At 70.9% G+C, this 13,773-nt stretch carries 11 protein-coding genes; 7 read left to right on the top strand and 4 right to left on the bottom strand.

The window, feature by feature from the left end; genetic code table 11:
• Nucleotides 1-132: 132 nt before the first annotated feature.
• Nucleotides 133-579, bottom strand: a complete 447-nt coding sequence (gene atpC, locus PDM28_RS10530; RefSeq protein ID WP_311181922.1) for an ATP synthase F1 subunit epsilon — start codon at nucleotides 577-579, stop codon at nucleotides 133-135.
• Between the two features lie 194 nt (nucleotides 580-773).
• Between atpC and PDM28_RS10525 the strand changes: the two genes are divergently transcribed.
• From PDM28_RS10525 to PDM28_RS10495, 7 genes are read left to right on the top strand one after another with little or no spacing between them, the layout of a single operon-like run.
• Nucleotides 774-1,970 carry an MFS transporter gene (locus PDM28_RS10525; RefSeq protein ID WP_311181921.1) on the top strand — a complete coding sequence of 399 codons (1,197 nt, stop codon included), beginning with the start codon at nucleotides 774-776 and terminating at the stop codon, nucleotides 1,968-1,970.
• On the top strand, nucleotides 1,967-3,157 hold the full coding sequence (locus tag PDM28_RS10520) for an isochorismate synthase (RefSeq protein WP_311181920.1): 1,191 nt from the start codon (nucleotides 1,967-1,969) through the stop codon (nucleotides 3,155-3,157). The genes PDM28_RS10525 and PDM28_RS10520 overlap by 4 nt, the downstream gene beginning before the upstream one ends.
• The gene (locus PDM28_RS10515) at nucleotides 3,157-4,809 is read left to right on the top strand and encodes a (2,3-dihydroxybenzoyl)adenylate synthase (protein ID WP_311181919.1); all 1,653 of its coding nucleotides are present in this window, start codon (nucleotides 3,157-3,159) and stop codon (nucleotides 4,807-4,809) included. The genes PDM28_RS10520 and PDM28_RS10515 overlap by 1 nt, the downstream gene beginning before the upstream one ends.
• Nucleotides 4,809-5,444, top strand: coding sequence for an isochorismatase family protein (locus tag PDM28_RS10510; RefSeq protein WP_102944893.1), 636 nt, complete (start codon nucleotides 4,809-4,811; stop codon nucleotides 5,442-5,444). Before PDM28_RS10515 ends, PDM28_RS10510 begins: the two co-directional genes overlap by 1 nt.
• Nucleotides 5,441-5,710: a phosphopantetheine-binding protein gene (locus PDM28_RS10505; protein WP_102944894.1), complete on the top strand. Its 270-nt coding sequence runs from the start codon at nucleotides 5,441-5,443 to the stop codon at nucleotides 5,708-5,710. The genes PDM28_RS10510 and PDM28_RS10505 overlap by 4 nt, the downstream gene beginning before the upstream one ends.
• Nucleotides 5,711-5,730: 20 nt before the next feature.
• A complete protein-coding gene (locus PDM28_RS10500; protein ID WP_425507660.1) occupies nucleotides 5,731-9,660 on the top strand; it encodes an amino acid adenylation domain-containing protein in 3,930 nt (1,309 codons plus the stop codon).
• The gene (locus PDM28_RS10495) at nucleotides 9,657-10,418 is read left to right on the top strand and encodes a 2,3-dihydro-2,3-dihydroxybenzoate dehydrogenase (RefSeq protein WP_102944896.1); all 762 of its coding nucleotides are present in this window, start codon (nucleotides 9,657-9,659) and stop codon (nucleotides 10,416-10,418) included. The genes PDM28_RS10500 and PDM28_RS10495 overlap by 4 nt, the downstream gene beginning before the upstream one ends.
• On the opposite strand, the gene PDM28_RS10490 is transcribed toward PDM28_RS10495, so the two are convergent.
• The 3 genes from PDM28_RS10490 to PDM28_RS10480 are packed head-to-tail and all read right to left on the bottom strand — an operon-like array spanning nucleotide 10,415 to nucleotide 13,771.
• Nucleotides 10,415-11,008, bottom strand: a complete 594-nt coding sequence (locus PDM28_RS10490) for a DUF2894 domain-containing protein (protein ID WP_102944897.1) — start codon at nucleotides 11,006-11,008, stop codon at nucleotides 10,415-10,417. The two genes, PDM28_RS10495 and PDM28_RS10490, sit on opposite strands and share 4 nt — an antisense overlap.
• The gene (locus PDM28_RS10485; protein WP_311181917.1) at nucleotides 10,998-11,645 is read right to left on the bottom strand and encodes an OmpA family protein; all 648 of its coding nucleotides are present in this window, start codon (nucleotides 11,643-11,645) and stop codon (nucleotides 10,998-11,000) included. The genes PDM28_RS10490 and PDM28_RS10485 overlap by 11 nt, the downstream gene beginning before the upstream one ends.
• Nucleotides 11,642-13,771 carry a DUF802 domain-containing protein gene (locus PDM28_RS10480; protein ID WP_311181916.1) on the bottom strand — a complete coding sequence of 710 codons (2,130 nt, stop codon included), beginning with the start codon at nucleotides 13,769-13,771 and terminating at the stop codon, nucleotides 11,642-11,644. The genes PDM28_RS10485 and PDM28_RS10480 overlap by 4 nt, the downstream gene beginning before the upstream one ends.
• Between the last annotated feature and the right edge of the window lie 2 nt (nucleotides 13,772-13,773).

Raw genomic sequence — 13,773 nt, 5'->3', positions numbered from 1 at the left:
GTGAGACAGAAACCGGGCCTGGCGGAAGCGGGGAGCCGATGAACACAACATAGTGTGGGTCTGTCTCATCGTCAACATCATATGTAGTGTTGACGAGCGGACAGAGATGACCGATTGCCGCAGTTCCGGCGGCTACTTCCAGGGCAATCCGCGCAGCTGCAGGGCGCGCTGGTGCATCAGTTCGGCATGCAGCCGCACGTAGTCTTCGTCGGTGAACGCCTGCGCCATCGGCGAGCGTGCGGCCTCCTGCGCGACGCGGGCGCGGGCCTGGTCGATGTCGTCGCTGCGCAGCGCGAGGTCGGCCATCACGATCACCCGGCCGGGCTGCACTTCCACGTAGCCGCCGGAGACGTACACGTGCAGCGGCGGCTCCGCCTTCAGCGGGTACACCGACACCATGCCTTCGCGCAGCGTGCCCAGCAGCGGGGCATGCTGCGCCATCACCCCGAAGCGTCCAGTGCTGCCCGGCACGCTCACTTCGCGCACGTCACCGCTCCACAGCTCGCCGGCCAGGCTGATGACCTGCAGTGCGATGCCCTGTGCGTCGTCCAGCAGCGCGGGCAGGGGAGGTGATGCCATGGGGCACATCCAGTGGAACTGTCTGCAGCTTAGACAGCCGGGTGCAAACCGGGGGTGATTGATCGCCACAATCCAAATGCGAGCTGTTATCATTTACGTTGATAGCCACGCCGGTGCCCGCACCGACGAAGCCGACTCAATCGAACGCCCGCCCTGCGCGGTGCGTGTCCATTCCTGTCTGCTTCTGGTGGTGCATGCGTTCAACCCCTGTCGTTTCCAGCCTACCGGCCCTGGTCTTCGCGGCCTGGGTCGGGACCATGGCGATGATGGCGTTCGTGGCCGTGATCGGCCCGGTGGTCCGCCTGTTGGGACTCTCGGAGTGGCATGCCGGGTTGTCGGTGACGGCGGCTGGCGTGCTGTGGATGCTCTCCGCACGCCGCTGGGGCGCACTGAGCGACCGGATCGGACGCCGCCGCGTATTGCTGACCGCGCTCGCCGCGTATGCGGTGATCTATGTGCTGATGGCCGTGTTCGTTGACACCGCGTTGCGCTCGGCGCCGGCGGTGTGGGTGTCGGTACTGGTACTGGTGGGTACGCGTGCGCTGGTCGGCTTGTTCTATGCGGCCGTTCCGCCGACCGCCGCCGCGCTGGTGGCCGATGAAGCCGCGCCGGGCCAACGCGCCGGTGCGATGGCCAAGCTCGGCAGCGCGAATGCGCTGGGCATGGTGATCGGGCCCGCAGCGGCCGGTTGGGTCGCCTTCCACAATCTCGCGCTGACGTTGTACGTGGCCGCATTGCTGCCGGTGCTGGCGCTGCTGGTGATTGCATGGCGCCTACCGAAGGCGGCTCCGGCTGCAGCAGCGGGCAAGGGGCCGCAGGCGCCGCTGGGCCGGTTCGATCCACGCCTGCGCCTGCCGATGATGGCCGTGTTTGCCGCGATGATTTCGGTGACCATCGCGCAGGTCACGGTCGGCTTCTTTGCCATCGACCGCCTGCAGCTGGCCCCCGCGGCCGGTGCGCGCATGGCCGGGCTGGCGCTGACGGCGGTGGGTGTCGGCCTGATCCTGGCGCAGATGCTGGTGATGACCTTCAAGCGCATGCCACCCCGTCACTGGATCGCGCTGGGGGCGCTGATCGCGGCGCTGGGATTCGATTCGGTGGCGCTGGTCACGCTGCCCTGGCAGCTGCTGGCGACCTATGCGGTCGCGGCGTTCGGTATGGGCTTTGTGTTTCCCTCGTTCCAGGCGCTGGCCGCCGATTCGGTGGAGGCGCACGAGCAGGGCGCCGCCGCCGGCGCGGTGGCGGGCGTGCAGGGGCTGGGCATGGTGATCGGCCCGATGGTCGGCACGCTGCTGTACCGCATTGCGCCCAGCGTGCCGTACCTGCTGGTCGGCGCGGTGCTGTCTGCGCTGGCGCTCGCGGCGATGCTGCACGGCAGGTGCGCGCGATGAACGATGCCGTGCGCACATGCGACACCGTCGATGGCACCGCTGAAGACGTGGCGGTCGACACGGCGACGCGCTTCCAGCTGCGCGTGGCCGGGCGCACGCTCGAAGCGCGCGGCTGCCTCGAAACGCTTGCCTCTGGCGGTACCGGAACGCTGGAGGCGCGCGTGCGCGCGTTCTTCGCAGCCCGGCAACGCGGTCCGGCGCTGCTGGTCGGGCTGGTGCCCTTCGATCCGCAGGCGCCCGACGCGCTGTTCCAGCCGCAGTCGCTGGGGCAGGGCAGCCGTGAGCCCGCGTCCGTGTCGCCGCGCTTTCGTGGCGAGATCCATGCCGAACCCGCTGCCGCGCAGTACGCCGCGAGCGTGGCGACGGCAGTGTCCCGGCTGCGCCAGCCAGGCGCACCGCTGCAGAAAGTGGTGTTGGCACGCACGCTGCGCGTGCAGTCGCACACCCCCATCGATCCGCACGCGCTGGTCGCGCGGCTCGGCCGCGACCCGGACGCGGTGACCTACCTGGCACCGCTGCCGGTCGCCGCCCACCAGCCCCCGGCGTGGCTGGTGGGGGCCAGCCCGGAACGGCTGGTGTCGCGCCGTGGCCGCCAGGTGCTCTCGCATCCGCTGGCCGGTTCGGCGGCACGCCATGCCGACCCGGAACAAGACGCCCGGGCCGCGCGTGAGCTGCTGGCGTCGGCCAAGGACCACGATGAGCACCGCTACGTCGTCGAGGCCATCGTGGAGGCACTGCGGCCGTATTGCGACGCGATCGATGCGGCGCCGCAGCCCACCCTGCATGCCACCACCACGCTGTGGCACCTGGGCACGCGCATCGAAGCGACGCTGCGCGATCCGACAACCTCGGTCGCCACGCTGTTGGCCGCGCTGCATCCCACCCCGGCGGTATGTGGCACGCCGCCGACCCTGGCGCGCGACGCCATCCACGAACTGGAGCCGGTGCCGCGCGGGTTTTACGCCGGTGCGGTTGGCTGGATCGATGCCAACGGCGATGGCGACTGGTACGTGGCGATCCGCTGCGCGCGCGTGCAGGGCACGCAGGCGTGCATCCACGCCGGTGCCGGCATCGTGGCCGGTTCCGAACCGGCAGCGGAAGTGGCCGAGACCGCGACGAAATTCGGGGCGCTGCTGGCCGCGCTGGGCGCGGACGGTGCCTTGTCGACTGATTCCTGGAGTTGCTGATGGTTGTTCCCGTTGTTCCCGCCCGCGTTCCCCTGCGCCAGGCCTGGCCGCCGGGGCTGGTTGCCCGCTATCGCGCCGCCGGGTACTGGCGCGGCGAAACCTTTCCCGGCTTCCTGCGCGAGCGCGCGCAGCAGTACGCGGATGACATCGCCGTGGTCGGCGGCGAGCGTCGGCTGAGCTATGCGCAGCTGTGGGACGAGGCCGGGCGCATCGGCGCCGGCCTGCTCGGCCACGGGCTGCAGCCCGGCGACCGGGTGGTGGTGCAGCTGGGCAATACCGTGGACTTCGTGACCGTGGTCTGCGGCCTGTTCCGCGCCGGGCTGGTGCCGGTGTATGCATTGCCCGCCCACCGCTTCACCGAAGTGGCGCACGTGCTGCGCAACGCCGAGGCCAACGCCTACATCACCACCGCGCAGTACGAAGGCTTCGATTACCGCCTGTTGGCGCGCGAGCTGCAGGCCGCGATTCCCGCGCTGCGCCACGTGCTGGTGGTGGGCGATGCCGCCGAGTTCACCGCGGTCGACGCGTTGCAGGGCGACACCGCGCATCTGCCGCCCGACCCGGACCCGCAGGCGGTCGCGTTCCTGCAGCTGTCCGGTGGCAGCACCGGCCTCTCCAAGCTGATTCCGCGCACGCATGACGATTACCTTTACTCGTTCCGCGCCAGCAACGCGATCTGCGGGATCACCCGCGACAGCGTGTACCTGGTCGCCCTGCCGGCCGCGCATAATTTCCCGATGAGTTCGCCGGGTTTCTTCGGTGCGCTCTACGCCGGCGCGCGCGTGGTGCTCAGCGCCGGCGCCGGGCCGGACACGGCCTTCCCGCTGATCGCGCGCGAGCGGGTGACCTGTGTCGGCCTGGTGCCACCGCTGGCGTTGCTGTGGGCGCAGGCCGCGGCCACCACCGCGCATGAGCTTTCCAGCCTGCAGGTGGTGCAGGTGGGCGGCGCCAAGCTGGTGCCGGAGGCCGCGCGCCGGGTGATCGACGGACTCGGCTGCCAGCTGCAGCAGGTATTCGGCATGGCCGAGGGCCTGGTCAACTACACCCGCCTGCATGATCCGCTGGACTGCGTGCTCGGCACCCAGGGCCGCCCGATCTCGCCGGACGACGAGGTGCTGGTGGTGGACGACCACGGCCACCCGGTCGCTCCGGGCGAGGTCGGCCACCTGCTCACGCGCGGTCCATACACGATCCGCAGTTACCACAACGACCCCGGCGCCAATGCGCGTTCCTTCACCGAGGACGGCTACTACCGCACCGGCGACATGGTGCAGCAGCTGCCGGGTGGGTATCTGGTGGTGCAGGGCCGCGCGGGCGACCACATCAACCGCGCCGGCGAGAAGATCTCCGCCGAGGAGATCGAGGACCACCTGCTGGCGCACGCCGGCGTGTTCGACGCCGCCGTGGTCTCGATGCCCGACCCGTACCTGGGCGAGCGCAGCTGTGCATTCGTGATCGCGCGGGGTGAGCGCCCCAGCGCGGCCAGCCTGAAGGCCTGGGTGCGCGGGCGTGGCCTGGCCGCCTTCAAGGTGCCTGACCAGGTGGTGTTCGTTGATGCCTTCGGTACCACCGCGGTGGGCAAGGTCAGCCGCCGCGAACTGCGCGCCCAGCTGCGCGCCCACCACATTGCACAGACAGGAGAGACGCGCTGATGGCGTTGCCCCGCATTACCGATTACGCCTTGCCCACCGCCGCCGAGCTGCCGCCGCCGCGTGGGCCATGGCGGCCGGAGACGGCGCGCCTGGCGCTGCTGGTGCACGACATGCAGCGCTATTTCCTGGCGCCCTTCGGTGCCGACAGCGCGCCGCTGTCGCCGGCGGTGGCCAACATCGCGCGGTTGATCGCGCACTGCCGTGCACGCGGGATTCCGGTGTTCTACACCGCGCAGCGCGGCCACCAGGACCGCCGCGACCGCGGGCTGCAGGCCGACCTGTGGGGCCCGGGGATGCACGCCACCGCCGAGCATGAAGCCATCATCGACGCGCTGGCGCCAACGGACGGCGACCATGTGCTGGTCAAGCACCGTTACAGCGCGTTCCAGCGCAGCAACCTTGAAACCCTGATGCGCGTGCGCGGCCGCGACCAGCTGCTGGTTACCGGCGTGTACGCGCATATCGGCTGCACCGCCACCGTGGCGGAGGCGTTCCAGCGCGACATCGAAGCCTTCATCGCCGCAGACGCGGTGGCCGACTTCTCGCGCGAGGACCACGATCAGGCGCTGCGCTGGATCGCGCGCACCTGCGGCGTACCGATGACCACCGACCAACTGCTGAAGACGCTCGCATGACCGATTCCCTGGCCCCAGCGCCGCTCACCCTGGAGCGCATGCGCGCCGATGTCGCCGACCTGCTGGGCGAGCCGCCCGAAGCGGTGGGCGACGACGACCACCTGATGGACCTGGGGTTGGATTCGATGCGCGTGCTCGGGCTGGTGCTGGCCTGGGGCAATACCGGCATTGCGCTGGAATTCGGCCATCTGGCCGAGCACACCACACTGGCCGGCTGGTGGCAGGTGGTGCAGAAGTTGCAGGCGCGGGCCCGCGTCGACGCATGAGCGGGGGCGCGGCCAGCGGGATTCCAGCGGACGCCCTGTGCTGGCCGTTGAGCGAGGCGCAGCGCGGGTTGTGGTTCGCGCAGCGCGTGCTGGAAGAGCCGCCGGGCAGCACCCGGCGCTACGGGGCCGGAGCTGCAGCGTTCAATACTGCGCACGCGATCTGGTTCGACGGTGGGCTGGACCTGGCCCGCTTCACGGCGGCGGCGGACACGGCGGCGGCAGAGGCGGAAGCGCTGCGGCTGCGCATGGCCGCCGACGCGGAAGGCGTGCCGTGGCAATGGCTGGATCCCGCACACGTGCCGCTGTTGCAGGTGGTGGACGTGTCCACGGCAGCGGATCCGGAGCAGGCGGTGCGCGATGCGATGCAGGCCGAGCGCCTGCGACCGGTCGATCCCGCGCGTGACCGGCTGGCCCGGCAACGGCTGTACGTAGTGGGGCCGCAGCGCGTGGCCTGGTACGTGCGGGTGCACCACCTGGCGACGGACGGTTACGGCATGGCGTTGTTCAGTGCACGGGTCTGCGCGCTGTACAACGGCGGCGACACTGAACCGCTGCAGCCGCTGCGGCCGGTCCTGGACGAAGACGCGCAGTACCAGGCCGACGACCGGCGCACGCGCGATGCCGCGCACTGGCACGCCTACCTGCAGGGTACGACGCCGGCCGAAGGGCTGGGCGGCGGCACGGCGGCCGCAGCAGCCGACGCGCACCGCTTCACCCGGCCGATGGACGCCGCGCTGCGCGAACGGCTGCTCAGCGCAGCGCTGGCGATCGGCCAGCCGTGGCCGGACCTGCTCACCACGCTGACCGCGGAGTACTGCCGGCGGTACAGCGCGGCCGAGGAAGTGATGGTGGGGGTGCCGTTCATGGGCCGGCTGGGCAGTGCGTCGGCGCGGGTGCCAGCGATGGTGATGAACGTGCTGCCGCTGCGGGTCGGGGCACGCGACGACGACCGGATCGACGCCAGCGTGCGCGACACTGCGCGCTTGCTGGTGCGGGGACGTCGGCACGGGCGTTATCGCGGCGAGCAGCTGCGCCGCGACCTGGGCTGGGTCGGCTTGCAGCACCGGCTGCATGGGCCGCTGGTCAATGTGCAGCCGTTCTACCGGCCGCTGCCGTGGCAGGGGGTCACGGCGCAGCTGGAGGTGCTGTGCACCGGGCCGGTGGACGACATCAACCTCGGCTTCCGCGGCGATGCGGTCAGCGCGCTGGTGCTGGAGATCGAGGCCAACCCGGCGCGGCACGCGGCGGCGGCACTGCCGAAGCATGCCGAGCGCCTGCTGCATTTCGTGTCGGCCGCGCTGGAGGTACAGGCGCGTGGGGGAACGCTGGGCGAGGTCGCGCTGTGCACGCCTGCGGAGGAGCGCCGCTGGGTGCAGGAGGCCAACGCCACCGGGCGCGCAGTGCCGGACGTCTCGCTGGTGGCGCTGTTGATGGCGCGGATGACGGCTACGCCGGACGCCACGGCACTGGTGTTCGAAGGCGAGTCGCTCAGCTACGCGGAACTGGAGCGGCGCAGCCGTGCCCTGGCATTGCAGCTGCAGGCGCTCGGCGTAGGCCGCGAGTCGCGCGTGGTGGTGGCGCTGCCGCGCTCGCTGTCGCTGCTGGTCGCGCTGGTGGCGGTGCTGCGCGCAGGGGGCGCGTACCTGCCGGTGGACCTGGACCACCCCGACGCGCGCCTGCGTCGGATCCTGGACTCGGCAGCGCCGCGGTGCGTGCTGGTCGAACCCGGCGATGCCGCGCGCTTCGAGGGCTGCCGCCTGCTGACGCCGGGGCAGTGGCACACCGACAGCGAGGCTGCGCTACCCGATACGGTCCAGCCCGACGATGCCGCCTACGTGATCTACACCTCCGGGTCCACCGGCGAGCCCAAGGGGGTGCTGGTCGAGCATCGGGCGATCGTCAACCGGCTGGAATGGATGCGGTGCCATTACGCGGTGGATGCGCAGGCGCGCGTGCTGCAGAAGACCCCGGCCACCTTCGATGTGTCGGTCTGGGAATTCTTCCTGCCGTTGATCAGCGGGGCCACGCTGGTGATCGCGCCGCCGGGGATGCATCGCGACCCGCAGGCGCTGACCCGGCTGATCCGCGACGAACGCATTTCGATCCTGCATTTCGTGCCGTCGATGCTGGACGCATGGCTGGCCGTGCCCGACCTGGATGCGCTGCCGTTGCAGCAGGTATTCACCAGCGGCGAAGCACTGGACGCCGGACTGCGCGATCGTTTCCACGCCCGCGTCGATGCACGGCTGCACAACCTGTACGGGCCCACCGAGGCCGCCGTGGACGTGAGTTTCTGGCCGGCCACCCGCGAGGACCGCTCCGACCCGGTGCCGATCGGCTACCCGGTCTGGAACACCCAGTTGTACGTGCTGGACGCGCGGCTGCGGCCGCTGCCGGCCGGCGTGGTGGGTGACCTGTACCTGGGCGGGGTGCAGCTGGCACGGGGGTACCTCGGCCGCGATGACCTGACCACCGAACGCTTCCTGGCCAACCCGCACCTGCCCGGACAGCGCCTGTACCGCAGTGGCGATCGTGCGCGCTGGCGCGAGGATGGCGCGCTGGAGTACCTGGGGCGCGGCGACCACCAGGTCAAGCTGCGCGGACTGCGCATTGAACTGGGCGAGATCGAAGCGGCCCTGCGCAGCGCACGGGGCGTGGCGCGCGCCGAAGTGCTGCTGCATGCGCCGGACGGCATGCCGGCACGACTGCTTGCGTACGTGTCCGGCGATGACGTGGATGCCGCCGTGGTGCAGGCTGCAGTGCGCGCGCAGCTGCCGGATTACATGCTGCCTTCGGCGATCATGCGCATTCCTGCGTGGCCGGTGACCTCGAACGGCAAGCTGGACCGAAGCGCCTTGCCGTTGCCGGAGGCGGCCGAGGGCGGCGGACGCGCCGCCGGGTCGCCCACCGAACACGTGCTCGCCGCACTGTTCCAGCAGGCGCTGGGACTGCCTGCGCCGGTGCCGGCCGATGCCGATTTCTTCGCACTTGGCGGCGATTCGCTGAGCGCGGTGCACCTGTTGCTGGCGATCCAGCAGCAGTGGCAGCGCGATCCCGGGTTGGGCGCGATCTTCGCCGCACCGACGGTGGCCGGACTGGCCGCGCGCCTGGACGCGGCCGCGCAGGACACCGACCATGCGCTGGGACCGACGCTGGTGCTGGCACGCGGTGAGCCGGGCAGGGCGCCCTTGTTCGTGATCCATCCCGCCGGTGGCATTGCGTGGAACTACCGCACGCTGGCGCGGGCGCTGAGTCCCGGGCGCGACGTGCACGGGCTGCAGTCGCCCGCGATCGATGCCACCGCGCCCCTGCCGGACAGCATTGAAGCGCTGGCTGCCGACTACGCGTCGCGAATTATCGCGCTGCATCCGCAGGGCCCGGTGCACCTGCTCGGATGGTCGGTCGGGGGCATCATCGCCCAGGCCATCGCCGTGCACCTGCAGGCGCACGGTCGCGAGGTCGGTGCGCTGGTGCTGCTGGACGCGTATCCCAGCGAGTGCTGGCGGGCCGAGCCCGAACCGGATGCGGTGGCCGCGTTGCGTGCCCTGTTGGCGATTGCCGGGCACGACCCGGAGCAGCACCCCGGGCTGGACAGCCGCGAACGCATCGTCGCCTTCCTGCGCCAGGGCGACAGTGCCTTGGGCAACCTGCCCGAACCGGTGCTCGACGGCGTGGTGCGCGCGGTGACCGGCACCAATCGCCTGATCCGCGAGCATCACCACCGCCATTACAACGGCACCCTGGTGCACGTGCGCGCCGGCAACGACCATGTGCAGCGACCGCACCTGCAGTCCGCACTGTGGCAGGCCCATGCCGCCCGCGTCGAAGCGCTGCCACTGCCGTTCCTGCATGCCGAACTCACCGGGCATGAGGCGGTGGCGCAGCTGGCGCCGTGGTTGTCGGCGCGACTGCAGCACTGGGACGTTCTCCAACAGGACCACACGACATGAAGCTGAGCGGATTCGACGGCACCCTGGCACTGGTTACCGGTGCGGGCGGCGGCATTGGCAACGCGCTGGTGCAGCAGCTGCTGGACAGCGGCTGCGTGGTGGTCGCGAGCGACCTGGCCGCGCCGGTGTTGCCTGCACATCCCCGCCTGCATGCACGGGTGCTGGATGTCGCTGACGCGGCGGCGGTGGATGCCCTGGTCACCGAGGTGGAGGCCACGCTTGGGCCGATCGGCTTCGGCATCAGCGTGGCGGGCGTGCTGCAGGTTGGCGAGGTGGTGGGGATCGACGACGCGCAGTGGCGCCGCGTGTTCGCGGTCAACGCCGATGGCGTGTTCCATCTAGGCCGTGCCCTGGCACGCGTGATGACGCCGCGCGGGCACGGCGCCATCGTCACGGTCAGCTCGAATGCGGCCGGCGTGCCGCGCCATGGCATGGCCGCGTATGCGGCGTCCAAGGCGGCCGCGACCATGTTCACCCGCTGCCTCGGACTGGAGCTGGCGCCGCATGGCATCCGCTGCAACATCGTGGCGCCGGGCTCGACCCTGACCCCGATGCAGACCGGCATGTGGGCCGACGACAACGGCGCGCAGCGCGTCATCGACGGCAGTCCGGAGACCTACAAGGCGGGCATTCCACTGCGCAAGCTGGCGACGCCAGGCGACATCGCGCAGGCGGTGATGTTCCTGCTCTCCGACCAGGCCGGCCACATCGCGATGAGCGACCTGTACGTGGACGGCGGCGCGACCCTGCGCGGTTAGCGCGCGGTGCGGGCGCGGCGTGGCTTGGCCGGTGCGCGGCCGGGCGCGCTGTCGCGGCTGGGCAGGGTGCCGCGCTGCTGCATCTGTTCCAGCCAGGCCAGGTTGTCGACGTAGGCCAGGAAGTGTTCCAGATAGGCGGGCGAGACGTCGCCCATCCAGCCAATGGCCCGGTGCACCAGCACACTGGAATTCAACGGGCCGCCGTCGCTGGGGGTCTGCGCCAGCGTCTGCCGGACCTGGCCGGCAGTGCGCAGCTGCGCCCACCGGGTGCGGAACTGCGCCAGCGCAGGCAGCGCCGGGTAGTCCGGGTTGTGGCTTGCGCGGGGTGTGCCGAGGGGCGCCAGCGTGTTCAGCGGTGAGGCGGTGTCGGCGGTCGCGGTGGCAGCGGGACGTGCCGCCAGCCGGCTGGCGTATGCGTCCAGCAACGTTTCAAGGCGCGCATCCAGCGTGCGGCGCAGCGCGCCCTGCGTGGCCTGGCTGCGCCGCTGCAGCGCTTCCAGGAACGCAAACTGCACCGGATCCACGCGATCCAGCTGCTGCGCCCGCCACTTGGCGAGGCGATCGGTGGCGGCGGAGCGGTTACCGTCCATCGCCTGCGACGCTGGGCTTCAGGCGCGGCATCGGTGCCATTTCCACACGGCGGTTACGCGCGCGGCCTTCCTCGTCGGCATTCGAACCCACCGGCTGCTCGGCGCCGAACGCGGCGGCGAACACCGAGCCGGCCGGTACGCCTTCGGCGATCAGGGTGCGCGTCACGGTCAATGCGCGCTCGGCGGACAACTCCCAGTTGTCGGCGAACTGCCGGTTGCTGTCGCGCACCGGCTGGTCATCGGTGAAGCCGCTGACCATCAGGATTTCCTCGCGCGAGGCCAGGTAGCCGCTGAGCGGCGCGGCCAGGCTGCGCAGCAGGTCGCGGCCTTCCGGCTGCAACTGGTCGGAGTTGAGTGCGAACAGCACGTTGCCGCGGATGCCGATGCGGCCATCCACCAGGGTCACCCGGCCGGCCGCGAGCGGTGCGGCCAGCGCCTGTTCCAGGGTCTGGCGGCGCTTGGCTTCGGCCTCGCGCTGCGCCACTTCCTGGTCCAGCCGGTGCGAAAGCTCCAGCTGCAAGGCGACCACGCCGACCAGGATCAGCACGAACGCCCCCAGCAGCACCGACATCAGGTCGCCGAAGGCGGCCCAGATCGGTGCGCCGGTTTCGTTCTCCAGCTCGATCTCGTCGCTCATGCGGTGGCGGCCCCGGCGCTGCGGCGACGGCCGGCCAGCTGCTGCAGTTCTTCGATGATCTGCTGCTGCGAAAGCACGCTCAGGTCGATCACCTCACGCGCCTGGGTCACGTAGTAGGCCAGCTGCTCATCGCTGCGGGTCATCGACGCGTCCAGCGCACCGGCGACCTGCTGCAGCTGTTCGCCCAGCCCGGTGCTGGCGCTGCCGAAGCTCTGCATGGCGGTGCCGAACGCATCGGCCAGGCTGGCCACTTCCACCGCGCTGCCGCTGACCTGCGCGGCCACGTCTTCCAGCTTGCCGGTCTCGGCGGCGATATGCGTGGTGAACTGCGTGCCCACACGCTCCAGCAGCTCGGCCGAGGTGCTGACCAGCGCGTCGACGGCGGTGCGCTGTTCGGTGGAGGCATGGTTGACCGCGTCCAGCAGGGTTTCCAGCGTGCCCAGCAGGCGGGTCCGTTCTTCCAGCATGGCGGTGTCGCGGACCATGCTGTCGGAGAGTTTCTGGCGCAGCTCGGCGACCACTTCGGCGGCGGCCTTTGGCGCTTCGGAGGCCAGCGTGACCAGTCGCGAGATTTCGCTGATGGTCTCGGCGGCATGCGCCTGGGCCTGGGTGCCGATCTCATGCGCGGTGCGCGAGAGCGTCTCGCACACGGCCTGCTGGCTGGCCGCGACCTGCGCGCCGTTCTCGGCCCACTGCTGGCCGAGCTGCGAGGACAGCTGCGCGAAGGCATCGCGCCAGGTGTCCAGGCGCTGCGTGTCGCGCGCTTCCAGGCGCTCCTGCAGGCCGCTGTGCGACGCCTGCAGGCTGTCCGCCAGTGTTTCCACCAGCGCGGTGGCGCGCTCGGTGTGGGTATCGCTGAAGCGGCCCAGCGCAACGTCGAGCTGCGCAATCAGGGTGGCATGGGTCTGCTGCTGCACGGCCTGCGCGTCGTTCCACTGCGTGGCGGTGGCATCCAGACGTGCGGCCACGGCGTCGGCGCTGGCATCCAGGCGGGCAGCCAGCGTTTCCAACAGCTGTACGGCGCGCTGGTCGTGCGCCTCGTTGAGTGTGGCCAGGGTCGCGCGCAGGTCGGCTGACAGGGTGTCGTGGGCCTGGCGCTGCGCGTTGAGCGCGGCGTTCCAGGTCGCGTCGGTGGCGGCGCGGCTGGTCTCGAAGCCCGTGGCCAGGCCATCGAGCTGCGCACGCACGGCGTCGCCGACGGTGCCCTGCAGGGCGGTGGTCTGCTGTGCAATCCCTGCCATGGTCTCCGCCATGATCGGCTGCAGCGCGTCGCCGACCGCGCGCGCACTCTGCGCGACGCTGGCCTCCAGCGCCTGCTGCACCGATGCGGCGAGCCGCTCATGCGCGGCTTCGGCACGGGCGTGGAAGCTGTCCTGGCTGCTGGCCAGGCGTTCGCCGGCCGCGCCACTCTGCTGTTCAATCGCAGCGCTCATCGCTTCCAGGCGATCCACCAGTGCCGGCATCAGCCCGGCCTGGGCCTGCAGCAGGCGGAACGCTTCGGCACGCTGCCAGGCCTGCGAATGCACGTGCAGGGTGGTGGCGATGCGGGTGTCCAGCTGCTGCACCACCTGCAGGCGTTCGCGCCGGCACAGCGCCGCGAGCAGGCCGAGCGTGGCCGAGGTCGCCACACCGGCGATCGAGGTGCCGAATGCTACGGCAAGGCCTTCCACCGGCGCGCCGAGCGAGCCACGGATGGCCTGCAGGTCGGTCGCGCTGCCCAGTGCCAGGCCAGTGCCGCGCAGGGTCGCCATCATGCCGAGCAGGGTGCCGAGCATGCCCAGCAGCACCAGCAGCCCGACCAGGTACGGGGTCAGCACCGGCGCGGGCAGCGCGACGCGCTCGCCTTCCACGCGCAGCCGCACCGCATTGCGCAGGGCATCGGGCACCTTGGCCAGCCAGTCGCCCAGGCTGGACGGCGCCTCGGCGGCGTCGGCCACGGCCTGCGCCAGTCCGGCAGTGCCCTGCCGGTACCGGTGAAGTTCCAGCGCACCGGCGCAGTAGCAGGCGGCGATCACCAGGGCGACGGCGACGCCGACCAGGTTGCTGCCGACGTACCCGGCGCCTATCCAGCCCACCGCCAGCAGGCCGGCGAGGAAAACAACAACGTAAAGAGGAGTTCTGAACATGA

The sequence above is a fragment of the Stenotrophomonas aracearum genome (genome assembly GCF_031834615.1).
Lineage (GTDB): Bacteria > Pseudomonadota > Gammaproteobacteria > Xanthomonadales > Xanthomonadaceae > Stenotrophomonas > Stenotrophomonas aracearum.
The sequence above is the reverse complement of the archived record's forward strand: the minus strand, read 5'-3'. Positions and strand labels throughout refer to the sequence as shown.

What these genes read in the sequence shown, in the direction of transcription:
- atpC (WP_311181922.1), bottom strand. Translation starts at nt 579, where the DNA reads ATGGCATCACCTCCCCTGCCCGCGCTGCTGGACGACGCACAGGGCATC.
- PDM28_RS10525 (WP_311181921.1), top strand. Translation starts at nt 774, where the DNA reads ATGCGTTCAACCCCTGTCGTTTCCAGCCTACCGGCCCTGGTCTTCGCG.
- PDM28_RS10520 (WP_311181920.1), top strand. Translation starts at nt 1,967, where the DNA reads ATGAACGATGCCGTGCGCACATGCGACACCGTCGATGGCACCGCTGAA.
- PDM28_RS10515 (WP_311181919.1), top strand. Translation starts at nt 3,157, where the DNA reads ATGGTTGTTCCCGTTGTTCCCGCCCGCGTTCCCCTGCGCCAGGCCTGG.
- PDM28_RS10510 (WP_102944893.1), top strand. Translation starts at nt 4,809, where the DNA reads ATGGCGTTGCCCCGCATTACCGATTACGCCTTGCCCACCGCCGCCGAG.
- PDM28_RS10505 (WP_102944894.1), top strand. Translation starts at nt 5,441, where the DNA reads ATGACCGATTCCCTGGCCCCAGCGCCGCTCACCCTGGAGCGCATGCGC.
- PDM28_RS10495 (WP_102944896.1), top strand. Translation starts at nt 9,657, where the DNA reads ATGAAGCTGAGCGGATTCGACGGCACCCTGGCACTGGTTACCGGTGCG.
- PDM28_RS10490 (WP_102944897.1), bottom strand. Translation starts at nt 11,008, where the DNA reads ATGGACGGTAACCGCTCCGCCGCCACCGATCGCCTCGCCAAGTGGCGG.
- PDM28_RS10485 (WP_311181917.1), bottom strand. Translation starts at nt 11,645, where the DNA reads ATGAGCGACGAGATCGAGCTGGAGAACGAAACCGGCGCACCGATCTGG.
- PDM28_RS10480 (WP_311181916.1), bottom strand. Translation starts at nt 13,771, where the DNA reads ATGTTCAGAACTCCTCTTTACGTTGTTGTTTTCCTCGCCGGCCTGCTG.